Here is a 24,131-nt window from a genome sequence, read left to right as displayed (position 1 = left end):
TATTAAAAAAATATTATTCTTCAAATTCTGAGCGAAGAACCGACATGACGTCTTTGATGGTTTCTTCCTCAAGATCTGTACGACGCACAAGATCATCAACATCCTGTTCCAGTACAGCCTTCGCAGTATCCAGACCAATTTTTGAAAATTCGGCTATTACCCAATCTTCAATTTCATCTGTAAACTCCTTTAATTCCACATCTTCTTCAACACCTTCACGATAAACATCAATTTCATAACCCGTCAATTGACCAGCTAATCTAATATTATGCCCACCTCTACCAATCGCTTTGGAAACTTCTTCCGGCTTCAGCATAACCTCAGCAGTCTTAGCTTCTTCATCCATCTTAATGGAAGTTATTTTCGCCGGACTCAGTGCACGGGTGATAAATAACTGCTCATTATTGGTGAAATTGATCACATCAATATTCTCATTCCCCAGTTCACGTACGATACTATGAATTCTGGAACCTTTCATACCTACACAAGCACCAACAGGATCGATTCTATCATCATAAGAATCTACCGCTACTTTCGCTTTTTCACCAGGAACACGAACAACCTTTTTGATAGTAATTAAACCATCAAAAACTTCAGGGATTTCCTGTTCGAATAACTTCTCAAGGAAACCTGGTGCGGTTCGCGACATGATAATGGTTGGCTTGTTACCCTTTAATTCCACGCTTTCAATGATCCCGCGTACATTTTCTCCTTTTCTGAAGAAATCTGAAGGAATCTGGCGGTCTTTAGGAAGCACGATCTCATTCCCCTCGTCATCAAGGAGAATAATGGCTCTGTGCCTTATATGATGAACTTCTGCAGTGTAAATTTCTCCTTCAAGATCTTTAAACTGCTTGTAAATATTCGTGTTGTCATGCTCATGAATCTTTGAGATGAGGTTCTGGCGTAATGCCAAAATAGCTCTTCTTCCAAGATCAATAAGCTTTACTTCTTCTGAAACATCTTCACCAACTTCAAAATCGGGTTCGATCCTTCTGGCCTGAGTAAGAGAAATTTCCCTGTTGGAATCTTCCACTTCACCATCTGCAACGACGATCCGGTTTCTCCAGATCTCAAGATCTCCTTTGTCAGGGTTTACAATAATATCAAAATTATCGTCCTCTCCATACTTTTTCTTTAAAGCATTTCTGAAAACGTCTTCCAGGATCGCCATGAGCGTTACCCTGTCTATAAGCTTATCATCCTTGAATTCTGAGAATGATTCAATCAACGCGATATTTTCCATATCAATTTGTGATTAAAATGTTATTTTAACTTTCGCTTCCACAATTTCATCATAAGACAATGTTGCCTCTTTATCCACTGTGACCTTCCCTTTGCCTACCGGCTTGGGCTCCCTGGCTTTCCAGGCTAGCTTGATCTCCTTTTCGTCTGCAGCGATAAGATCCCCTTCAAACTTATCGTTCTCAGTTTTCACCTTAAGCCTGCGACCTATGTTTTTGCTGTATTGCCTTGGCATGCTCAGAGGTTCAGAAACCCCTGCAGAAGTCACTTCCAGAGAAAAATCCTCCTCTTCCCTGTCGAGATTGTGCTCGATACCGCGACTTACTGTGATACAATCATTTACTGAAACTCCTTCATCACCGTCTATTACGATCTTAATGTGATTAGCGGAGTTTATCTCAAGGCTTATTAAAAATAAGTTTTTATTTTCTTCAAAAACCTGCTCTGCTAATTTTTCTACTTTATCCTTCAGCATATGTTTATAAAAAGAGGGGACTTCTGTCCCCTCGCTGTACCAAAATTTTAGTTTCAACGCTGCAAATATAGCAATATTTTTCAAGTATAAAAACGCCAGGGGAAATGAAATATTCTTCGTAAATTTAATAGAGACTTCATCTTCAATCTATTACTTCGAATTATGAAAAATATCCTGGTTCCCACAGATTTTAGCGATCAGGCTGAAAAAGCCCTCAAGGTCGCGGCGCAGCTGGCTCGAAAATTCGACAGTGAGATCTATCTGCTGCACATGCTGGAACTGCCCATGATGCTTATAGACCCAGTCCACGGCAGCAGCCATAACGTGCCTGAAGCCTTGTTTTTCATGAAACTGGCGCATCAACGATTTTCAAGCCTGAAAAAAGCAGACTACCTTGAAGGAATCCGCGTTCACGAAACGGTACAGTTCCACCGGGCTTTCGAAGGTATCATTGAAATTAGCCAGGAGAAGAATTGTGAAATGATCGTGATGGGTTCCCATGGTGCAAGCGGCTATCAGGAGATGTTTATTGGATCGAATACAGAGAAGGTCGTTCGTAATTCTGAAATTCCTGTACTGGTGATAAAAAACGAAATCCCCGACTTTAGAATCGAAAACTTTGTATTTGCTACAGATGCGACCACAGACCAGCAAAATGTGCTTTCCAGAGCAATGAAATTTGCGCGTGCGATCGACACACAAATGCATCTTTTATTTGTAAATACACCCAATGATTTTTTAAGTACTGCGGAAGCCACCAAAAGGATATTGAAACTTACCGAAGCATTTCCTGAACTGGAACCCAATATTCATATCTATAATGACTTAAGCGTAGAAAAGGGCATCCTGAATTTCGCACGCAAGCGCGGAGCAGATCTTCTTGGAATTGGCACTCACGGTCGCAAAGGTCTCGCTCACTTTTTTAATGGAAGCATTAGCGAGGATCTTGTAAACCATGCCAACCGCCCGGTGGTGACCTTTAGAATTTAAATAAACGCTTTTAAAGCTCCGTTCTTGATCATATTCCACAGATAATTCCAGAAAGATTTTGTTCGATCTCGCTCCACAGTGATATCCTTATGATTGGCCTTGCTATTCTGCGCTTTGTTTTTCACAATGAGATTTGCCAGGGCAGAAACCACTTTATTCTTCTCCTGGCCATCCTTTTGAAGCACTTCAATCTTAAAATCTTTATACTCCAGGCGCATATCACCTTTGGCAGTATAAGGACCTCCTGAAAAATTGAAATACAGATCTTCAATTTCCCCGTGTGCCTGTACGTTCATGGCTGGTTTCATAAATTCATTGATCTGTTCTGCTGCGATCCTGCCAAGTTCCCCGCGAATATTAAATCGATCCTGAGTATCTGCAATATTAAAAGTCCAGCGAACATTCAGGGAAGCAGACTCCATAAAATCTGCCTGTGCCCTGATCATGGTTTCGGGGAAATCCTTGCTGTCCATTCCTACATTGGAAATATGATTGATCTGGAAATTCATATTGGAGAAATCTACAGTACCCGGTTCGCGGTCTGCATGGATCTTCTCCTCATACTTAAGATATCCATTAGTCAGACTCATACTGTCAATTTCAATAAGTACAGGCATCTTACGCAGCATTTCACTATATAAAGGCTTGATACTGGTATCGTCTGATTGCAGTTTGTCCCGGTAGATCACAAAATTGAACTTATCTATGCGGGTAAGGGAATTTCCAATTTTCAAACTGTCATTTTGCAGACTCCATGTAAAATCACTGATGCCAATACTATCGATCTCGAGATCATACCAATCTGTTTCCTTGCTGATGTTTTGCTGATGTTCACTTCTGGAAAACTTAGGCTTTAACTGAAGATCTGCCACCTTTACATCATTGTTTCGTATCACCAGATCGCCAACATATAATTTCTGAAGATCATTCAGGTCGTAATACAGGCTGTCAATATTAAGAAGGATGAGATCATAATTAAAAGGAACCGATTCCTTTAAGGAAGAAGAATCGATACGTACCTGCTCCATGCTGATGTCCCGAAGTTTGGAGTAGAACCTATGGTTAGCACTATCTTTCTCAAAGATCTTAAGTCTTCCTCCGGAAACTTTTACAGATTTGATCCTGATCTTATTTTTTAAACTACTCTGTTTTTTGGAATTGGAAGAATCCTGGTCTTTCTTCTGAAGTTTAAAGATCTTAACTTCAGGATTGGCGATTTTCAGATCACCAATGATGATATTCTTTTTCGTAAGATATTCGAGGATCTCTATATCATTAAGCCTGATCGTATCCACTTTCAGCATCTTACCACGAATATCAATCGCGGCATTGATCACTTCCGCAGAGCGATCCAGGAGTTTTACGTCCACCTTTTCATACACAGCGTTGGCAGAGTCCAGATTTTTCTCAATACCTTTTTTGATCCTGCTCTCCAGAATATTGTTTGCCACGATTAAAAGGATAGCCAGAACACCAATTCCTATCAAAACTCCAAGAGCGATTTTGTTTGACTTCTTCAATTTACCAGGATTTAGGTGCGCCAAAATACTATTCATGAAGCATGATTCTACCTGAATTAAGAATATTTAACTTAAAAGATTGTGAGCCAGAAGTTACCAAAGTTAAATATTCGTCAAACTTGCTTCCAAACTTTCAACCTAAGCTTTTCTGAAGCTATATTTGCAGAGTAATAATCAGAAAAAAATGTTTTTAAAGGTCGGTGTAAAAGTATTATTTGTAATGGTCGAGTTATTCCTCGGGTTTTACAGTCTTGTAATCAGTGAAAGTTTGCTGGTGAAATTTATATTTTTCGTAGTTACAGCTGCGATTGTCGCCTTTGGAATTTTGAAAACGATCAATAAAGTCTTACCAATCAATGGAGAGACGCTCCAGTTTGGATCGGAAGATGAAGAATAATAATTGAGAAAGAAGAATTAAATCCGTTGATTTGCATCAACGGATTTTTTTTGTTTATAACTCAACCAATCGAAAAAACATGAGACTGGTTTGTCTCGCAGACACCCATAATTTGCATCATCATCTCCCGATTCCGGAAGGAGATATCCTCATACATGCCGGTGATTGTACCGACGGCGGTACTAGAAATGAGACCAACGATTTTTTAAAATGGATGAATGAACAACCTCATCCACGAAAGATTCTCGTCCCTGGGAATCATGATTTCTATTTTGAGAAAAAAGACTTATTAAAAGCAATTCCTGAGGGCATAGACGTATTACTGGACCAGGAATTAATCATCGAAGAAAAAAAATTCTGGGGATCCCCGGTAACTCCAGGGATGCAAAACTGGGCTTTCAATCGCGAAAGAGGCGTTTCAATGCGCAGGCACTGGAATAAGATCCCGAAAGATACAGATGTTCTTATTACTCATACGCCTCCTTACGGCATTATGGACCAAATTGCTTCCGGAGAGCGTCTTGGTTGCGAAGAATTGTTGAAAACATTACACATCGTTCAGCCTCAAATCCATTTGTTTGGACATATTCATTACTCTTCCGGCTACCTGAAAAGAGAGAACACTTCTTTTTACAATCTTTCCATTCTTGACGAGGCCGGCCGCATCATGCGTTCACCGATAGTTATGGATTTATAAGCTATGATCCTTAGCAGAAACAGGGAGCGAAGGTTAAAAATTTATTAATAAGACAAGTATTAGATTTTTATTAACAGCTTTTAGGCTGTCTAATAGTAATTTAGCCATGGAAGTCAGTACAACAATACACCTAAACAACATGCTTAAAATGAACAATTTTACTACCCCGGAGTTAATTGATGAAGTAAAAAATCTTATTTCTTTTAGCATTTCCAATAAAAATCAGGATGGTTCGAACTTTGAACTAATGCACAGAGCCATCGTCAAAAAGTATTTTGAAGCTAAAAACGTAAAGATTAATTACGCTGAGCAAACCATCGAGCTACAACTACCGGTTGGACAGAGAAAATATACCAATATCACTTTCGAGTGCATGGACCTGGAGAGATTTTTGAAGTCCTGCCTGAAGAAAGATCAAAAAAGCATCTTTTTCTATGAAAGCATTTTATCTCATTACAATATTACCTCAGCAGCCTAATAACGTTCCCCTGTTATTTATAAAGTTTCGGTCCCTACACCGGACTTTTTATTCTTCATTTCTTCCCAGTTCTCTTAATTTATCTACATTCAAAGGTTTCGAAAGAAAACCTGCTAGTCCCGGAAAATTTTCAAAACGCTCCTTGTCTGAAAAAGCGATCGAGGAAGTAACTATATAAATCCTGGTATGTTCATAAACATCAGGAAATCTGGATTGTAGCGCTTCCAGGAACTGCCAGCCATCCATCAAGGGCATATTGATATCCAGTAACATTACGGAAGGTAAGTTATCTTTTGTGTCAGTATAGTATTTTAGAGCCTCTTGCGGAAACTGGTAATATTCTGCCTGCCTGTAAACACCAGATTTGTCAATATACCTGCTAATGATCATTTGATAGACCTCGTCATCGTCTATCACTGCAATTTTATCTGTCATTTAAAATAAACTTTAAAAGTTGACCCCACTCCGGGCGTACTGGTTACTGCTACCGACCCACCCATCGCTTCGATCTGATTTTTAGTAATAAAGAGGCCAACGCCACGACCGTCCTTTCTACTTGAAAATGTTTTATAAAGGCCAAAAATCTTATCACCGTAGGCATCCAGGTCTATTCCAATCCCGTTATCCTTTACTTCCAGCACCCATCGCTTATTCTCCTGGTATCCTGAAATAACGATTTCGGGAGTTCTTGAACTATCGGTATAACGCAATGCGTTGGTTAGAAAATTCAGCAATACACTTTCCATATATGCAGCATTAAAGGAAACCTGCATGGTTTCTGGAACATTATTGCGTATCCTGGCATCTTTTCGATTGATCTGCGGAATCAGAATTTCCAATGTTTTCGCCAGTGTTTTGCGCACATTGATATTCTGTACCCCAATGTCCATGTTCGTACTAATGGAAACCACCTCATTGAGATCATGCAGCGACTGGTCAAGGTTCCCCGATACCTTCTGAAGCAATTGTATATAATGATCTTTTTCTTCTACAGAATCTTCTTCAGCATACAATTCCAGAATAGACTGCATGTTACTGGCGTGTGATCGCAGGTTGTGGGATACGATATACGCAAAATTCAGCAGTCGTTTGTTCTGTTCCATCACCAGCTCGTAGGATTTCACCAGGTTCAGTTCTGCCTCACGCTTTTCGGTAATATCCCGAAGATTCACCACGAAACCATTTACATTCTGCACATCCAGCATATTGGTAAGTGTCGCATTTACCCAGAACCATTGATCTTCAGCGTTCTTTACGCGCAGAATAATATCTGCGATAGGCATATTGGGTTTCGTATAAGAATATTCGATCTTCTGCCGTAAAAGATCATGATCTTCCGGATGAATATAGTGTAATACGCCATTTGCAGTAAAATCGATCTGCTCATATTTGGAAACCTTGGCCAGAGACGGAGAGTAATAGCGAACACTATTTTCAGTATCAACAATTAGAATGATCTCGTCGCTGTTTTCCACGAGCGCTCGAAAGCGATTTTCATTATCGATCAATAATTGCTTTGCCTCCATCCTGGCAGAGATATCTTCTATAAGCGCGATCTGAGACGTGGCCTGTTCACCTTCTGCCCATAGTGGAGATACGCTCAGGTTGATCCAGATGATCTTTCCATCGCTTCTTATCAGGCGTTTTTGAAGGCTGTAATGATTGATCTCATTATTTCGAAGTTTCTCAATGAGTTCAATGTTTTTCTCATTATCATCTGGATGTGTAATGTCTATATGAGACTTTCCTACCAGGTCATCTTCAGGATAACCCAGTAATTGCTGGAATTTCTTATTGGTTTCAAGAATGATCCCGGTATTGGTATCGAGACGGGCCATCCCAATCGCCGCCTGGTTAAAGATCGTTCTGAACCGTTGTTCACTTTCAGCAAGCTCCCCGGCCTGGGACTTCATTTGCTCCTGCATGATCACAGGTCTTTTTAGCACCTGGTAAACAATATAAGCTATGGCGCCTCCCAGAAAAATGATAAGCAAAGCCACCGGAATAAGTCGTAGGAATGGCTGATGTTGTGACTGCGGAATAATGTACAAACGCCACTCGCCATCTGGCAAAGTAATTACTTCGGAATAACTTTCATGCAGATCTGGCCGTGATTCCAGGAAAAATTCTTCTTGGTCTGAAACCGGGTTTATCTTGGAAAACTGAAACTCATAAGCGTCCCCTGATAATTCATGGATTCCTGATTGATGGATGAGATTATCGAATTTGATGATGACCGCCACAAAACCCCAGAATTCATTACTTATAAAAACCGGGAGCCGACCAACCACCGCAAGACCACCCTGTTTTAATTCAAAAGGCCCGGCAAAGAACATGCGCTTGCGTTCGATGGCTTCAAAAGCTTCTTCATTCCTGGCCGGATCTTCGAGAATATTGTAATTAATGACGTTCCTGTTCTCTTCAAACGGATACACTTTGGTAATAACGCCGTCGGGTACGATCTGGATCGCATCGATATTTGGGTTATTATCCACAAGCTGCGAAGCGATCAACTCAAAATTGTCTATCTCTCCTTCTTCATCGATCTGCAAGGCCAGAGACAGCGCTGCAGAGTAAGAATATTTAAGAGACTGGTCAATATTCTGGCCTACCACATCGATCATATGAGACATTTCTGTCTGCCGGTCATCCAGCAGGATCTGGTAGCGCTGCCAGAGAATAAAAAAGCCAAGCACCACCAGTACGAAAGCACTCAACAGGGAGATCAGCAAAAGCTTCAGGTTTAAACCTGACAGGTTCGGGTTGTGGTTAGTTTTTGACATTCAGTAAGTTCAAGCCAGCTGAACGAGGCTTTGAAATGTTAAGATTCAAATATAACCAAATATGAATAACTTTTTTGCTGGAGGTTGATGGCTGATCTACGACCCAAAATACCAATCCAAAGTTATTCTCAACGCTTCCTCAAAACCAGATGTAGCTTTCCAGTTCAACTGGGATTTAATTTTACTGGCATCGATGGCATATCTTAGATCATGACCCGCCCTATCCTTTACAAAGGTGATCTGGTCGCTGTAACTACCCGAAGCCTTTGGCTGCAATTCATCCAACAGGCTACATATTTTGTGAGCAATATCGATGTTACGCATTTCCTGGTCCCCGCCGATGTTGTAAACTTCTCCGGCTTTCCCTTCCGCATAAACCAGACTGATCGCTTTTACATGATCCAGTACGAACAACCAGTCACGCACATTTTTTCCATTACCATAGATGGGAATCTCCTCCCCGCTAAGGGCTTTGCTAACGATGGTAGGAATCAGTTTTTCAGCATGCTGTTTTGGTCCGTAATTATTGGAGCAATTGGTGATCACCGTATTCATGCCATAGGTATGGTGATAGCTACGTACAACCATGTCTGATGCTGCCTTGCTGGCTGAATACGGGGAATTCGGTGCATACGGAGTTTCTTCTGTAAAATGACCTGTTTCACCAAGACTTCCATATACTTCATCTGTGGAAATATGATGGAAACGGCTATTCTCGTATTCTTCTTTATATTCGAACGGCCCTTTCATCCAGGTCTTGAATGCCACGTCCAGTAGATTAAAAGTTCCATTCACATTCGTCTCTATAAAAACTCCCGGGTTATTGATCGAATTATCCACATGGGATTCCGCAGCGAAATGTATGACTCCAATAATATGATATTCCTGAAAGATCTTTTCCAGCAGTTCACGGTTACGAATATCTCCTTTTATAAATGTATAACGGGGATTGGCTTCCACTTCACTAAGATTCTCCAGATTCCCGGCGTAGGTAAGCGCATCCAGGTTGATGATCTCCACCTCCGGATATTCCTCCAGATAATAGGCTATAAAATTGGAACCAATAAAACCGGCACCACCCGTCACCAGGACCTTCTGCTCTAAATCATTCATTTTCCTGCTCTTTTTAACAAATACTCTCCGTAAGATGATTTCCCCAGCTTTTCTGCCAGTTGCGCCAGATCCTGCTTGCTTATATAGCCTTTTTCATAGGCGATCTCTTCCAGACAGGCTACTTTAAGTCCCTGTCTTTTTTCAAGGGTATGAATAAAATTCCCTGCTTCCAGCATAGATTCATGGGTCCCTGTATCCAGCCAGGCGTAACCACGATGCATGATCTCCATTTTCAAATTTTGATCCTCCAGATATGACTGAATCACGGAAGTGATTTCCAGTTCACCTCTTTTGCTGGGCTTTACATTTTTTGCGACTTCCACGACCGAATTTGGGAAAAAATACAGACCTACGATCGCATAATTGGATTTTGGTAATTCCGGCTTCTCCTCCACGCTGAGTACATTTCCTTCAGCATCAAATTCTGCCACTCCATACCTGGAAGGCTCGTTGACATAATATCCAAATACCCCGGCTTTCTGCTCCTGCTCCACCGTAGCAACCGACTTCCGTAGCAAGCTGGTAAATCCATGCCCATAGAAAATATTATCTCCAAGGATCAAAGCAACATCATCGCCAGCAATAAATTTTTCTCCAATGACAAAAGCCTGTGCAAGACCATCTGGTGATTCCTGTACCGCATATTGAAAGTCCATGCCGAGATCTTTTCCATCACCCAGCAGTTTTTCGAAATTGCTGCGATCCTCAGGGGTCGTAATAATCAAAACTTCCCTGATCCCGGCCAGCATCAATACTGATAATGGATAATAGATCATGGGTTTGTCATACACATTCAGCAGTTGCTTGGAAACCCCTTTGGTAATAGGATACAATCGGGTGCCTGAACCTCCGGCAAGAATAATTCCTTTCATTTTCTATATTTTAGATCGCCTCGCTGCAAAGCTAGTTATTTCACGAGAAAACAGTTATTCAGCAGGTTTTCGCGATTGTACAACATTTCCTCTCCGGTTTTATGATCGTATACGGTCTTGCCGGCAAAAGTACAGATCGCCTGTCCCGCAGCTGTATCCCACTCCATGGTAGGAGCAAAACGAGGATATTCATCGGCCTTGCCCTCTGCGACCATACAAAGTTTCAAAGAACTTCCTTTGGAGATGCTTTCTACTTCTCCATGCTCGTTTTTCAGCTTTTCGATATAGTCTTTGGTTTCTTCGGAAAGATGGGATTTACTCGCGACCACCGTAAACCTTTTATTCTCATTTTTCTTCGGAAGTTTTGCTGCGGAAGCTTCCAGACTTTCCATTCCGTCAAAATCAATAATGCTCTCTACCTTGAATGAGCCAACATCTTCTGAAGCATAATACAATTCCTGAAGTACGGGAACATAAATGACTCCCAGCACAGGTTTCTGATCTCTTACCAGGGCTATATTCACGGTAAACTCACCATTCTTTTTGATGAATTCTTTGGTGCCATCGATGGGATCCACGATCCATAAGCTGGACCAGTTCTTACGTTCCTCATACGAAAGATCTCTGCCTTCTTCTGAAATCACCGGAATATCTGTCGCAGAAAGATGTTGCATAATGATCTTGTGTGAAGCCAGGTCAGCTTTTGTAAGCGGAGAGTCATCTCCTTTAAAGTCCACTTCAAAATCTTCATGCTCGTAGATCTCCATGACCCTTTTTCCCGCTTCCAGGGATGCTTTGATCGCAAGCTCTAAATTCTTCTGCATATCTTTTTTTTCAAGCATCTTTAATTGTCATAAAATATCTCAAACCATTGCAGGTATTGTTTGATTCCTTCTTTGATATCCACCCTGGGTTGATATCCATAACGTTCCATGAGCGGCCGGGAATCTGCCCAGGTTCTGTTCACATCTCCCTGCTGCATGGGCATTAAATTCTTTTTAGCCGTTACTCCCAGCTGTTTTTCGATCTCCTCGATAAAATCAAGCAGTTTTACCGGCTGACTATTACCAATATTAAAGATGCGGCATAAGGAATTTTTATCTGCAGCAGCATCATTGATCACTGCGCTCACTCCATGAATGATATCCTCCACAAAGGTGAAATCCCTTTCCAGCTTTCCTTCGTTAAAAACGCGAATAGGCTCCTCATTTTTGATCGCATTCACAAATAAGAACATCGCCATATCTGGCCTTCCCCAGGGTCCGTAGACCGTAAAAAATCGTAGTCCCGTGCAGCGTATTCCGTAGAGATGACTATAGGTATATGCCATTAGTTCACTGCTGCGTTTTGTTGCCGCATACAGACTTACGGGCTCGTCTACCCTGTCTTCTTCGGAAAAGGGAATTTTTTTATTCTGTCCGTAAACGCTGGAAGAACTGGCATACACAAAATCTTTGATATTATAAAGTCGGCAGCATTCCAGAATGTTTGCAAAACCCACAAGATTGCTGTCTATGTATGCCTGGGGATTTTCGATGCTGTAGCGCACTCCAGCCTGAGCAGCCAGATTGCACACCAGGTCAAACTGATAGGTTTTAAAAAGCGCAGGCAAATTTTCCCGATCCTGAAGATCCATCTTATGAAAAGTAAAATTGGGATACTGCTGACTCTTTACTGGCAGATGATACCCGGAGTCTGCTTTTGTAATGATTCCCAGTTCTGCCAGTCTTGCTAATTTTAAGGAAGTGCAGTAATAATCATTCAAATTATCCAGGCCAATTACGGTATGACCTTCCTGTAAAAGTTTTTTACACAGATGAAATCCAATAAATCCGGCTGCTCCGGTAACTAATATCTTCATAAAGATTATAAGCTCATATATTAAGAAACCAGAGTAATAACGCGTTTACTGCCAGCTGGCTGCTAAAATATTGGAATTAACCGATAATTTATAATTTTAAGGAACTTAGTATTCCTAAACCACGTCGTGAACACTGGCGGTTAGTATCCAGCCCAGTTCTTCCAGGATAAGTTTCAGTTTTTTGTCTCCTACCTCTTTGATCACTGCGGTTTGATTCGCCATTTTACCCGATTTTAGCTTTACCTGGTCTCCGGGTTTAAAATCGCTGACCTGTAGATCTGATAGTTTATCATTATTAAGCCAGGATCTTATGGCTTCGATCTCTGCATCCCTGGCAATGGCCGGTTTATTGAGCCAGTTTAAGAAACCAAGAACCCCGGGAGCATCGAACACCCTTGACCTTTCACTTTCACTGACCTTTACGAAAATATAAGACCTGAATAACGGAACGGTTACTTTCTTCTTGCGATCGCTCCATTGGCGGACTTCCACGATGGTGGGACAGAATACCTCTACTCCTGTTCTGGATAGATATTCTGAAGTTTTGATCTCATGTTGTGATTTTGTTCTGGCTACATACCACGGCATACTGCGATAGATTTAAAGATTGTTCGATTTCACAGTAGGGTCATTAAATTATGAGTATGCAAGTTCGGCATTTTAAATCTGCGGAACAATTTTTTATAAGTCTGAATCCCATTGCCTCAGAACAGCGGTTATTAAATGATTGATTCTAAATGGATATTTAGCAGAAATTTTCAGAGTTAAAAAAACGAATTTGCCTCAACCTGAAGCTTCTATAGAATGTCTATAAAAGTTCAGCATTCGACTCCTTCCGAAGAAGTAAGAAGAAGAATTTTGATAGATTGGTTAATCTGCATTATTTTTTTGACTTCGACAGCACCTTTCGACAGGCTCTCTTCGACAGGCTCAGGGTGGTAACAGATTAGTCTTTTTACTTTTTATCTATGATGAGCTAGTTTAAAACATGACATTCTTCCAAACCCTTCGACAAGCCAGGGTGGTAACAGATTAGTCTTATACTTTTATGTATGGTGAACTTGTTTAAACAAGACAATCTTCCAAATCCACCCTTCGACAGGCTCAGGGTGGCATTAATATGATATTGAGAAAACTGAAAATATTTCTCAGTACAGATTTATGCATAATTAAATCGGAAGCACATTAGAATTATACTTTTGGATTTTTTAAGGATAAACATCCATCGACAGGCTCAGGGTGGTAATAGGTTAATCGGATACTTTTTATATATGATAAGCTTGTTTGAAAAAAGACATTCTTCCAAATACACCCTTCGACAGGCTCCCTTAGACAGGCTCAGGATGGCATTAGATTGTCCATTACAAATTTTGCGATAAGACTAATTACTAAAGAGCTGGTGGGATCGAGATTGGATCAGGATTTGAGGTGAAGTACTTTACTTTTAAATAAACCGACCATAAGAATGATTGGATAACACGCTGTTGACGTACTTAAGCTTCGCTCGACAGGCTTGCTGGAATAAGCTCAGAATAAGCTTATCATCCTGAAAATTTGTAAACAAAAAAAACCCAAACTTTTCAGTTTGGGTTTTTAACATTTTAGTTGGCCTACTAGGGCTCGAACCTAGACTCTTCTGGACCAAAACCAGACGTGTTGCCAGTTACACCATAGGCCAATGCTTAAATGCGGATGCAAATTTAAGACAAAATTTCTATCGCACAAACTTTTTCAAAAAGATTTTTATTAAAATTTCGATTTTTTTCTGAGCAGATATTATTTACATTCATTTCCAGGCACTTCCAAAATATTTGCTTTTCCATTCCGTTTGTAAAGCATTCAGCATATTATTATTAAATTCGCCACTTTAGTAGAATTACACGAGTATTTATGACAGATTTCAACTTTAGTAAGTGGAATAAGATCCTGGGATGGCTGGTATTTCTTATTGCCTTAACCACCTATACACTTACTCTGGAACCAACGGCAAGTTTCTGGGATGCCGGTGAATATATTGCTACCTCTGCCAACCTGGAAGTTGGTCACCCGCCGGGAGCTCCATTCTATCAAATGATGGGCGCATTTTTCGCCACTTTTGCCGCAGACAATACCCAGGTTGCCCTCATGGTCAATTTTATGTCTGGTTTTGCCAGTGCTGTAGCTATCATGTTCATGTTCTGGTCTATCAGCCTGCTCGTTCTAAAGATTGCCGGACCTCGTGAAACTCTTACCGATTCCAAAAAAATAGCCGTGCTGGGTAGTGCGCTGGTTGGCTCGCTTGCATTTACTTTTACCGATAGTTTCTGGTTTAATGCTGTGGAAGCCGAAGTTTATGCCATGGCCGCATGCTTCATGTCTGTCATGTTCTACTTAGGCCTGCTCTGGGAGCGGGATATGTTTACTCCCCGAGGCAACCGCTGGATCATTCTTATATCTTTGGTCATCGGACTCTCTTTCGGGGTTCACTTCATGGGTCTGCTAACCTTACCGGCCATCGGATTCCTTTATTTCTTTAAAAACTACAAAAAGGTAACCGTTAAAAACTTTATCATCGCCAATGTGGTCGTGGTCGCAGTTCTGATGTTTATCTTCAAACTTCTTTTACCATACACTCTTACGTTCTTTTCTGCTTCTGAATTATTTTTTACCAATTCGCTGGGAATGCCGTTTAATACGGGAACAGTGATCGCTCTTCTGGCGATTATCGCCGTATTTTATTTCCTCATTAATTTCACTCGCAAGCGTAACCTGTACCAGTACAATACGCTTTTGCTCTGTGTTTTATTCGTTTTGATTGGTTTTTCCAGTTGGGTGATGCTTCCGGTACGAAGTAATGCGCCTACCGTGATCAACGAAAACAGTCCGGATAATGCGCGTGAGCTGCTAGCCTATTATAACCGTGAGCAATACGGGGAAACGCATTTGTTTTACGGCCCGCAATGGTCTGAAATGTATTCCGGGCTGGATGAAAACAATCCTTATCGCGATGGAAAACCTCAATATGAGAAAGACGAGGAACTTGGTAAATACGTGATCGTAAATGAATACAAGAACGCACGCCAGAACCTGGACGATGATCATAAGGCTGTTCTCCCAAGAATGTGGAGTACTGAACATGCCACCAATTACATGGAATTCACCGGTCCTTTGGAATTTACCATCAAACCAGAATTCCAGAGCGAAGAAAGACTGATAAGCGCGGTAAATGCATTCCGCACCCAGTTTGCACGTGGTGAAAGGGATATGGAGGATTACCATAATTTCCTGCGACAATTCAGCGATTATATCAATGTGGAGAAACCCTCCTTCTCGTCCAACATCAGTTACTTCCTGGAATACCAGGTGGGCTATATGTATTGGCGCTATTTTATGTGGAATTTCACCGGAAGACAGGATGATATCCAAGGTAAATTTGGTGATCTTCATGGCAACTGGATTAGCGGCATCGATTTCATTGATGAATGGCATATTGGTTCTCAGGAAAATTTACCTTCAGATGTAAAAAATAACAAAGGCCGAAATACCTATTATTTCCTGCCGCTCCTACTCGGACTCATCGGACTCATTTTTCAGCTGAAAAGAGATCAGAAGAATTTCTGGGTGCTTATGGTGTTCTATCTTTTCACTGGAATTGCGCTAAAAGTCTATTTGAATGAAAGACCTTTTGAGCCTAGAGAAAGAGACTATGCGCTGGTAGGATCCTTTTATGTATTTGCGATCTGGATAGGTTTTGGAGTCTATGCGATCTTCGATAAATTAAAAGGTAAAATAGGTCCTAAAATTCTGGCTCCGGCTGTAGTGATCGCAAGTTTGCTGGCTGTGCCTACACTGCTTGCTTCGGAAAACTGGGACGACCATGATCGCTCTGGCAGAGACACAGCGCTTACCATGGCCCGGATGTACCTGGATTCCATCGATGAAAATGCCATTATATTTACCATTGGGGATAATGATACTTTTGCGCTCTGGTATGTACAGCAGATTGAAAAATACCGAACCGATGTTCGTGTGATCAATACCAGCTTACTGGCTACCGACTGGTATATTGACCAGATGAAACGAAAGGCTTTTGACAGTGATGCGATCCCGTCCCAATTACCACAGGACTGGTATAATGGGAAAAATGACGCGATCTTCCTGCGCGAAGTGACCCAGGACACTGTGGGCATCAAAACCTGGATGAATTATATTCAGAATGAAGATCCAAGAACGATGGCTGAATTGCAAAGTGGCTCCATGATCAACACTTTCCCTTCTAAATTTGTTCGAATTCCGGTAGACAAGCAAAATGTTCTGGATAATAATATCGTAGATCGCTCTGAAGCCGATGAAATCGTTGATCATATAGATATCGAGATTGGTGACCAGGTGCTTTACAAGAACAGACTGTTAATGCTGGATATCATCGCCAATAACGACTGGAAAAGGCCTATTTATTTTACCGGTGGAAGTTTTGGTGATGATGATTATCTCTGGATGAAGGATTATCTTCAACTGGAAGGAGTTACTTATAAACTGGTGCCTATTAGGACACCTCTAGACCCTCGAAATCCATTCGATATGGGACGCGTGAATACAGAGAAGATGTACAATATCGTTAAGAACTGGGACTGGGGTAATATGGGATCTTCAGAAATCTATCATGATCCGGAAACCAGGAAAAACTCCATTACCTATAGAAGCAACCTGGCCAGGCTTACTGAAAATCTTTTAAACGAAGGTGACACGATCCATGCGGAAGAGATTCTTGACCTGGGAATGAAGCATATGCCGGTAGAGTATTACGAGTATTACACCCTTCTTGAACCCTTTATTACCGGTTATTACGAAGTGAATAAACCTCAGAAAGCACGAGAGATCTGGGAGAAAGTGACCAAAAAGTACCAGGAGAACCTGGAATTTTATAGCAGCTGGGAAGTAGAGCGTCAATACAGGTATGCTGATGAGATCATTACCGATATGGAACGTTACCGCGGCCTGGTAGACATCATGATGGTTTACGAAGATCGTGAGACCGCACGGAAGAAGGCCGAAGAATTTAACAGCTACCTTAAAAAATTCAGGCATTTCTACCGCGAAGATGAAGAAATAGATGCCGAAGCCAGATCTCCTCAACAGGAAATACTGGAAGCGCTGGACGGGGCAATGCCTATACAGCAACCCGGGGATTCGGTTTCGCTGGAAGGTGACCAGCAATAAAATGAAACCCGGCCAATTGCGCCGGGTTTTTTATTTTTGAATTCTGATGAATCTATTCCTGCCCAAATATCCTTCCCTCCTAAAACTTCTTTATCCAAAACGCATTTCCAGGATACAGGATGAAAATGCCATCTATCTGACTTTCGATGATGGCCCGATTCCAGAAATCACCCCATGGGTACTGGATCTGTTGGATGACTATTCCGCGAAAGCCACCTTTTTCTGCATTGGAGAGAATGTCGTAAAAAATCCAAACATTTTCCAAAGCATTTTAAAGAATGGACATGCTGTAGGAAATCATACCTATAATCATTTGAACGGCTGGAAATCCAGTAAGGCTGTTTATACTCAAAATACAGAAAAAACCCAGCAGGCTTTCAAAGACAATCATTATCATCCAGAAACCAGGTTTTTCAGGCCGCCATATGGCAGAATCAAAAATTCCCAGGCAAGCGCACTTGTGGAAAGTGGGTATAAAATAGTGATGTGGGATGTGATAAGTGGTGATTACGACCACAATCTTTCAGCAGAAAAATGCTACCAGAACGTTATAGAAAATGCTGCCTCTGGAAGTACGATTGTCTTCCATGATTCAGAAAAGGCGTTTAAAAACCTTCGGGAAGTACTACCGCGGGTGCTGAGGTATTATTCTGAAAAGGGCTTCACCTTCAAAAGTCTTACTGATGTTCCTTTAGAAGGCCAATAAGCGTATTTGCATTCTGCTCGCCGCTTTGTCGCCATTTCATTTCACCATCCTTGTAGATCATAAGCGTGGGCAAACCTTTTACTCTCAGTGCTTCAGCCAGCTGTGAATTCTTATCCACATCGATCTTGATCACTTTGGCTTTGTCACCTAATGCTGCCGCGACATCCCTCAATACCGGATGCATGGCTTCGGAAGCTTCGCTCCATTCAGCATAAAAATCCAGAAGTACCGGAATATTAAGATCTACTAGTTCACCAAATTTAGACATAATTCAGTATTTAATTTCGGTTGTTTACCGTGTTTGCCAGCCATCATCAAATATAGGAAAATCTTTGGTTTAAGCTGGTTTAGGTCCTTTTTTCAGTTCGATTACGCTAATTTCAGGCCATATTCCTATTCTACCAGGATACGCCAGAAATCCGAAGCCCCTGTTTACATTAATATAGCGTCCTGCTTCTTCATAAATTCCAGCCCAGTGCTTGTAACGATACTGCACAGGACTCCATTTTAGCCAGCCCGGGATCTCGATCCCAAATTGCATTCCATGGGTATGGCCACTAAGGGTTAAATGATAAAGTTTTTCGTCTTTCTTCACTTCTTCTTCCCAATGCGAAGGATCGTGGCTCAGCAAAACTTTAAAATCTTTGCTGGAGAGTCCGTTTCCGGCTTTTTGAAGATCACCGGCTTTTTTGAATCCGCCAATTCCCCAATTCTCTACTCCAACCAGCGCTATCTTTTCTCCGTTTCTCTCAATAAGACTGTGATCGTTCAGCATTAGCTTCCAACCCATTTCTGCATGAGTATCCTTCAGGCGTTGTAAATTCTGCTTTTTTGCTTCCGGACTTTCCCACTGCGTATAATCTCCATAATCATGATTCCCAAGAATAGAATATACACCGTCCCTGGCATTTACCTGTGAAAATACATCTTTCCAGTTCTCCATCTCCGAAGCTTTGTTATTTACAAGATCTCCGGTAAAAACCACCAGATCACTTTCCTGCTCTTTCAAGAGGTCAACACCATACTGTATCTTTTCTTTATTATCGAAACTTCCACTATGTACATCACTAATCTGGCTGATGGTATAACCATCAAAAGCCTCGGGAAGATCATCGAAATAAAGTGTATATCGCAACACCCTGAAGTTGTATCGCCCCTTGACCATCCCATACAGCAATCCGGCAAATGGAATAGCTGCAAGACCCAGAGCAACAGTACTTATAAATTTTCTTCTTGACGGAATGGAAAAACTTTCTGAAGAACCAAATAGTTTCTGGAAACCTGCGAATGGAAGCCTCAAGAAATCTTCACCCAGAAGTACCAGGGCAAGTACAATTTTAGCTACAAAAAATGCCAGAAATATTCCTATGGCATAGCCTCTTCCACCTCCAAAACCATCGTTAGGATTTGGCTGATTGAATTGATAGAAAAGATTAGCAATTACTATGATCGAAATCAGGAAATAGAACGAGGTTACCCAAACATTCTTTGAAAATATCCGTAAAGCCTGAAAAGCGTAAAGATCTACGATAATGTAGATAACGGCAAGAATCAACCAGCGCATTAAGTAGTTTTTTGCGAAGATATTGGGAATCCTGCGGTTGCCACAGATTTTTAGTTCATTTTAACTAATAAAGACAAAGGCAGAATAAATAAATATCCTACCTCTGTCCAACAAACTATTAAATTTACTGTGCGCTCCAGCCGCCGTCCAACACGTAGGCTGATCCTGTAATTGCTGAAGCATCTTCCTTCGCTAAGAAAAGAGCTAATTCTGCGATCTTTCTTTCCGGGATGAATTCTTTGACGGCCTGCTTCTTAAGCATCACCTGTTTTACTACCTCATCTTCGGTAAGACCATGAGCTTTCGCCTGGTCTTGGATCTGCCCTTCCACCAAAGGAGTTTTGACGTAACCAGGGCAAATAGCATTACAGGTAATATTATGGCCTGCACCTTCCAGACCCAGAACTTTCGTTAGACCTATAACCCCGTGTTTTGCAGAGACATAAGCCGACTTATATTCTGAAGCCCGGATGCCGTGTACAGAGGAAATATTGATGATCCTGCCAAATCCATTACTTTTCATAGAAGGCCAGACGGCTCTGGAAGCAACAAAAACAGAACTCAGGTTGATGGCTATGATATCATTCCATTTATCCAGTGGAAATTCTTCTACTTTGGAGACATATTGAATTCCGGCATTATTTACGAGTATATCGATCTTTCCAAATTCATTTATTGTTGTTGCAATAAGTTCTTTAATAGCCTCCTGATCCTTCAGGTTAGCATTGGAAAAATTTGTTCGTACCGAATGTTTTTCACAAATTTTACCGGCGATCTCTGCGCCATTCTTTTCCAGTCCATGAAACATAATATCGTATCCAGCATCAGCAAATGCAATCGCAATAGACTTGCCAATTCCACTGGTACTTCCGGTTATCAAAGCTACTCTGTTCATGATCTAAAAAATTTTAGAAGTGCTTTATTAAATTTTTCTGGCTGATCCATGGTTACTCCATGCCTGGAATCATTAATTACTTCCAATTTTGCATTTATCATTTCTGAAGTGTAAGATTGCTTTAAAGTCACCGGTGTATAATCCAGTTCTGATGCAACTACCAGAGTTGGTGTCTTTATAGTTTTAATCTTATCTCCAATTCCCCACTCCATAAGTGTGATAAAAGAATTGTAATAAGCCTCCAGATCGTTCTCTTTTGCTCTCGAATAAAAAGCTGTTCTCAGATCTTTCTGATCCTTTTCAGGAAACATTCCTTCAGCTACTTTTTGTGCCATGGCATCCATCCCCCGGGACCTCAACATTTCAGTTCGTTCTGCGACCATTTGCTCTCCCATCTCTCCTAGCGCATTAAAATCTGGCGCGGTATTCACAATGACAATTTTCGAGATTCTTTCACTGAACCTGGTAGCCATCTCAAATGCGATCGCGCCACCCATTGAAAAACCTACTATGATGCAATCTGCTATCTTCAATTTATCCAACAACAGCTTCATGTCTTCTGCACACTTTTGAACTCCGTAATCCTCTTTTAGCTTAGGTTTTGAAGAGTTTCCGTGTCCCCGAAGATCTGGCGCTATGATCCTAAATTCTTCTGAAAACAATTCCTTCTGAAGATCCCAATCTGCCTTTGTAGATCCCAATCCGTGAATAAAAAGAATTACTTCTCCTTCTCCCCGATCAAGATATTCAAGGCTAATCCCATTTTCTAATTCTGCTTTACAGATCATCTGTTATACAGGATTTAATCTTAATTCTTTCCTATTGGCAGGTGATATTTCAGCTCTACCATAAACAGTCTTCCAATTTCCGGAGAAGCCACAAATTGTCTTACTTCAGAATCAAAAAGATTGGTTACAGAAACTCCAACGGTCCAGTTATCGTTCACGTGGTAACCAGCGTTAAGATCCATATTGAAGAATCCTCCTAGTGGACCATAATTCCAGGTTCTACCGTTTCTCGCATTTTCGATGACGTCATCTACTCCATCACCATTCAGGTCCTGAGTTTCAGCAGCGATATTGATTCCTGAAAAGAAGTCGTATTCCTGTACATAACGGCCATATAGAGATCCAAAGAATTTAGCTCCGGTATAGTAATATCCAATCCCAAATTTATTTTCTGGAGTATTGATAGGAAGATCTGTCTCCAGTACCTGTCCATCTCTGTTTGCATCGTTTGCCGGATCATTCTCATCCAGTTCATATCCAAAATATGAGTAGTTAAATGAGAGTCGGTTTTTATCATTAAGGAAGTAGTTGATTCCAAGATCTGCACCATAAGTATCCACTTGCCCGAAGTTGAGATATGTAAGTACAAAAGAACCATCTGAACCTGCGATCACATCTCCAATTGGAGTCTCTCCCCTGGTCGCAACCGGAGAAGTCGCTGAAATGTTGATAAGCGGACTTAAGAAATCTTCAGATTTATTGTAGTATGCATTCGCTTCGAAAAATGTCTTTTCTCCAAACAATTTTCCTTTATATCCCATTTCCCAGGATTTTATAGTTTCAACTTTTAGCTCAGGAATTTCTGTACCATCCTGTAACGTGAAACCTTCTCCATTACCCAGCACAAGACCCCCAAAAAGGTTTCCGCTAAGGTTTAATATCGATGGAGCTGCAATACCTTTTCCATAAGTTAGCCTGAAACTACCAAAGTCAAAGTTCTTCACGATCGCTGCTTTCGGAATAAAGTTTCCTCCATATAGTTCATGATCATCATATCTACCTACGAATAAAAGATCCACTCCTGCATCCTCAAAACTATATTCCAACTGGCCATAAACTCCAACCTGATCAATTTCAATGGTTCCTTCTTCATCTAAAAGATAAGTACCATTAGAATCAGCATTATCTTTCTGGTATTGAGCGCCAACCACGTAAGTAAGATTTCCGAAGTTATTATTATACTGCGCTTCTGCATTCAACCTTGTAGAAGCATCCTCAAAGACAGATCCTCTTGGAAGGCTAATTCCTCCATTCGGAGCTCCTTCAATTGGGAACCACTGCTCGGTAAAAGATCTTGCTCTTGCTTCCTCATCTGTAAATCCATTATTGATAAAAGAAACATAGTTTTGTGTACGCTGATTGATCGCGTAGGTATCTTCAGTTTTACTCCAGGTGTGATATAAGTTTCCGTAGAAATGCGGGGAGACATATTTTAACTGTAAATAATCTATAGACCAGTCCTTAATCTGGTTTCTACCAGCATTCGTAACTCCAAGGTTTGAGTTATTACTGTGCCCGTAAGAAGCGATCAAATCACTGGTTTCATTAAGACTGAAATAAGTAGCTGCACCATATTTTGTTGTCGAAAAGTCTCTATCCAGATCCAGTTCATTATATGCTGTAGTTCCCACGTAAACTGAATCTACATAATCAAATTCCTCTCCCTGAGTTCTTTCTGCCCAGACTTTAAAAGCAAATTTATCGCTCACCTCCATGGCATAGCGCCCACGAACTGTGAACTGCTTCTGGTTACCAGCTCCAACCACAAGGTCCAGACCTTCAGAAGTTCTTGGGTCTTTGGTAAGTGTGTTTACGAGTCCGTTATGCGCATTAGGACCATAAAGAGCTGCATTAGGACCTAAAATGATCTCGACTCTTTCAATATCCTCCTTAGTGATCGTCGTAAAAGAGCCAAGCGGCAAACCTGTAGCTACCAGCGAAGAAATTCTCCCATCTTCTATCTGAAGGTTTTTAGAGTTGAAAGCCGAATTGAATCCTCGAATATTGATTCCGGTTCCCTGCACTCCTGTTCTAATAAAATCCACTCCTTTTTGTCTGGCGGCTAATTCACCCGGATTGGGACCAGGAAAATCAGCGATCTGCTTTGCAGAGATTACATTGACTGTTGCCGGTGCTTTAGTGATCTTCTGTGGTCTTCTATTTGCTGAAACCACAACTTCATCCATTACCGAGGATGATGGATTTAAACTAAAATCCATGGTCATGTTCTGCCCTTCAGCGATGCTAATATCCCTGGTAAGAGTTTCGTAACCCATAAAGAAAACCTCAATGGTATAATCATCTGGTTCAAGATCCAGTTTATAATTTCCATTCTCGTTGGTGGTAGCACCGGTGTTGGTTCCTCTTACTACAATATTAGTTCCCAGTAAAGGTTCCCCGGTAGCGGCATCTGTAACTGTCCCGCTAATGCTTCCCGTTTGAGCGTATGCAAAAACGCCGAATAGCATGCTCATAATGGTGAAAAGTCTGATCTTCATAAAAGATAGTTTTTGATTGTTTTAAGACGAAATTAACAAGAGAATGCAGT

21 protein-coding genes and 1 tRNA gene are annotated in these 24,131 nt (G+C 41.1%); 6 read left to right on the top strand and 16 right to left on the bottom strand.

The window, feature by feature from the left end; translation table 11 throughout:
* Positions 1-13 precede the first annotated feature (13 nt).
* Both nusA and rimP read right to left on the bottom strand, forming a co-directional pair.
* A complete protein-coding gene (gene nusA / locus G529_RS0102980) occupies positions 14-1,246 on the bottom strand; it encodes a transcription termination factor NusA (protein ID WP_026914123.1) in 1,233 nt (410 codons plus the stop codon).
* Between the two features lie 12 nt (positions 1,247-1,258).
* Positions 1,259-1,720 (bottom strand): ribosome assembly cofactor RimP, encoded by a 462-nt coding sequence (gene rimP, locus G529_RS0102975; protein WP_026914122.1) that lies wholly within the window; start codon positions 1,718-1,720, stop codon positions 1,259-1,261.
* Between the two features lie 162 nt (positions 1,721-1,882).
* Between rimP and G529_RS0102970 the strand changes: the two genes are divergently transcribed.
* Positions 1,883-2,710: a universal stress protein gene (locus G529_RS0102970; protein ID WP_026914121.1), complete on the top strand. Its 828-nt coding sequence runs from the start codon at positions 1,883-1,885 to the stop codon at positions 2,708-2,710.
* Here G529_RS0102970 and G529_RS0102965 read toward each other — a convergent pair.
* Positions 2,707-4,266, bottom strand: coding sequence for a hypothetical protein (locus G529_RS0102965; protein WP_026914120.1), 1,560 nt, complete (start codon positions 4,264-4,266; stop codon positions 2,707-2,709). The two genes, G529_RS0102970 and G529_RS0102965, sit on opposite strands and share 4 nt — an antisense overlap.
* A gap of 148 nt (positions 4,267-4,414) precedes the next feature.
* Here G529_RS0102965 and G529_RS0102960 point away from each other — a divergent pair, with 148 nt between their 5' ends.
* The 3 genes from G529_RS0102960 to G529_RS0102950 all read left to right on the top strand — a co-directional run bounded on the left by G529_RS0102960 (position 4,415) and on the right by G529_RS0102950 (position 5,802).
* Positions 4,415-4,627, top strand: a complete 213-nt coding sequence (locus tag G529_RS0102960; RefSeq protein ID WP_026914119.1) for a hypothetical protein — start codon at positions 4,415-4,417, stop codon at positions 4,625-4,627.
* Between the two features lie 79 nt (positions 4,628-4,706).
* Positions 4,707-5,324 carry a metallophosphatase domain-containing protein gene (locus tag G529_RS0102955; protein WP_026914118.1) on the top strand — a complete coding sequence of 206 codons (618 nt, stop codon included), beginning with the start codon at positions 4,707-4,709 and terminating at the stop codon, positions 5,322-5,324.
* A 148-nt stretch (positions 5,325-5,472) separates the two neighbouring features.
* Positions 5,473-5,802 carry a hypothetical protein gene (locus tag G529_RS0102950; RefSeq protein WP_026914117.1) on the top strand — a complete coding sequence of 110 codons (330 nt, stop codon included), beginning with the start codon at positions 5,473-5,475 and terminating at the stop codon, positions 5,800-5,802.
* A 48-nt stretch (positions 5,803-5,850) separates the two neighbouring features.
* On the opposite strand, the gene G529_RS0102945 is transcribed toward G529_RS0102950, so the two are convergent.
* From G529_RS0102945 to G529_RS0102910, 8 genes are all read right to left on the bottom strand, one after another.
* Positions 5,851-6,237, bottom strand: coding sequence for a response regulator (locus G529_RS0102945; RefSeq protein ID WP_026914116.1), 387 nt, complete (start codon positions 6,235-6,237; stop codon positions 5,851-5,853).
* A complete protein-coding gene (locus G529_RS0102940) occupies positions 6,234-8,585 on the bottom strand; it encodes a PAS domain S-box protein (protein ID WP_026914115.1) in 2,352 nt (783 codons plus the stop codon). The genes G529_RS0102945 and G529_RS0102940 overlap by 4 nt, the downstream gene beginning before the upstream one ends.
* A 96-nt stretch (positions 8,586-8,681) precedes the next feature.
* On the bottom strand, positions 8,682-9,698 hold the full coding sequence (gene rfbB / locus G529_RS0102935; RefSeq protein WP_026914114.1) for a dTDP-glucose 4,6-dehydratase: 1,017 nt from the start codon (positions 9,696-9,698) through the stop codon (positions 8,682-8,684).
* On the bottom strand, positions 9,695-10,570 hold the full coding sequence (gene rfbA, locus G529_RS0102930) for a glucose-1-phosphate thymidylyltransferase RfbA (protein WP_026914113.1): 876 nt from the start codon (positions 10,568-10,570) through the stop codon (positions 9,695-9,697). Before rfbA ends, rfbB begins: the two co-directional genes overlap by 4 nt.
* A 35-nt stretch (positions 10,571-10,605) precedes the next feature.
* On the bottom strand, positions 10,606-11,394 hold the full coding sequence (gene cysQ, locus G529_RS0102925; RefSeq protein ID WP_026914112.1) for a 3'(2'),5'-bisphosphate nucleotidase CysQ: 789 nt from the start codon (positions 11,392-11,394) through the stop codon (positions 10,606-10,608).
* Between the two features lie 20 nt (positions 11,395-11,414).
* Positions 11,415-12,431 (bottom strand): NAD-dependent epimerase/dehydratase family protein, encoded by a 1,017-nt coding sequence (locus G529_RS0102920; protein ID WP_026914111.1) that lies wholly within the window; start codon positions 12,429-12,431, stop codon positions 11,415-11,417.
* Positions 12,432-12,545: 114 nt separating this feature from the next.
* Positions 12,546-13,019 carry a UpxY family transcription antiterminator gene (locus tag G529_RS0102915; protein ID WP_026914110.1) on the bottom strand — a complete coding sequence of 158 codons (474 nt, stop codon included), beginning with the start codon at positions 13,017-13,019 and terminating at the stop codon, positions 12,546-12,548.
* Between the two features lie 1,017 nt (positions 13,020-14,036).
* A tRNA-Gln gene (locus G529_RS0102910) sits at positions 14,037-14,109 on the bottom strand.
* A 212-nt stretch (positions 14,110-14,321) separates the two neighbouring features.
* Between G529_RS0102910 and G529_RS0102905 the strand changes: the two genes are divergently transcribed.
* Complete coding sequence (locus G529_RS0102905; RefSeq protein ID WP_026914109.1) at positions 14,322-17,630, top strand: glycosyltransferase family 117 protein; 3,309 nt, start codon at positions 14,322-14,324, stop codon at positions 17,628-17,630.
* Between the two features lie 46 nt (positions 17,631-17,676).
* Complete coding sequence (locus G529_RS0102900; protein ID WP_026914108.1) at positions 17,677-18,336, top strand: polysaccharide deacetylase family protein; 660 nt, start codon at positions 17,677-17,679, stop codon at positions 18,334-18,336.
* On the opposite strand, the gene G529_RS0102895 is transcribed toward G529_RS0102900, so the two are convergent.
* The 5 genes from G529_RS0102895 to G529_RS0102875 all read right to left on the bottom strand — a co-directional run bounded on the left by G529_RS0102895 (position 18,308) and on the right by G529_RS0102875 (position 24,081).
* Positions 18,308-18,604 (bottom strand): thioredoxin family protein, encoded by a 297-nt coding sequence (locus tag G529_RS0102895; RefSeq protein ID WP_026914107.1) that lies wholly within the window; start codon positions 18,602-18,604, stop codon positions 18,308-18,310. The two genes, G529_RS0102900 and G529_RS0102895, sit on opposite strands and share 29 nt — an antisense overlap.
* Positions 18,605-18,673: 69 nt before the next feature.
* Positions 18,674-19,900: a metallophosphoesterase gene (locus G529_RS0102890; RefSeq protein WP_026914106.1), complete on the bottom strand. Its 1,227-nt coding sequence runs from the start codon at positions 19,898-19,900 to the stop codon at positions 18,674-18,676.
* A gap of 124 nt (positions 19,901-20,024) precedes the next feature.
* A complete protein-coding gene (locus G529_RS0102885; protein WP_026914105.1) occupies positions 20,025-20,795 on the bottom strand; it encodes a 3-hydroxybutyrate dehydrogenase in 771 nt (256 codons plus the stop codon).
* Positions 20,792-21,583, bottom strand: coding sequence for an alpha/beta fold hydrolase (locus tag G529_RS0102880; protein ID WP_051201322.1), 792 nt, complete (start codon positions 21,581-21,583; stop codon positions 20,792-20,794). The genes G529_RS0102885 and G529_RS0102880 overlap by 4 nt, the downstream gene beginning before the upstream one ends.
* A gap of 20 nt (positions 21,584-21,603) precedes the next feature.
* Positions 21,604-24,081 (bottom strand): TonB-dependent receptor, encoded by a 2,478-nt coding sequence (locus G529_RS0102875; RefSeq protein ID WP_026914103.1) that lies wholly within the window; start codon positions 24,079-24,081, stop codon positions 21,604-21,606.
* Positions 24,082-24,131: the final 50 nt, after the last annotated feature.

It is taken from the genome of Christiangramia portivictoriae DSM 23547 (genome assembly GCF_000423045.1).
GTDB classification, from domain to species: domain Bacteria; phylum Bacteroidota; class Bacteroidia; order Flavobacteriales; family Flavobacteriaceae; genus Christiangramia; species Christiangramia portivictoriae.
The sequence above is the reverse complement of the archived record's forward strand: the minus strand, read 5'-3'. Positions and strand labels throughout refer to the sequence as shown.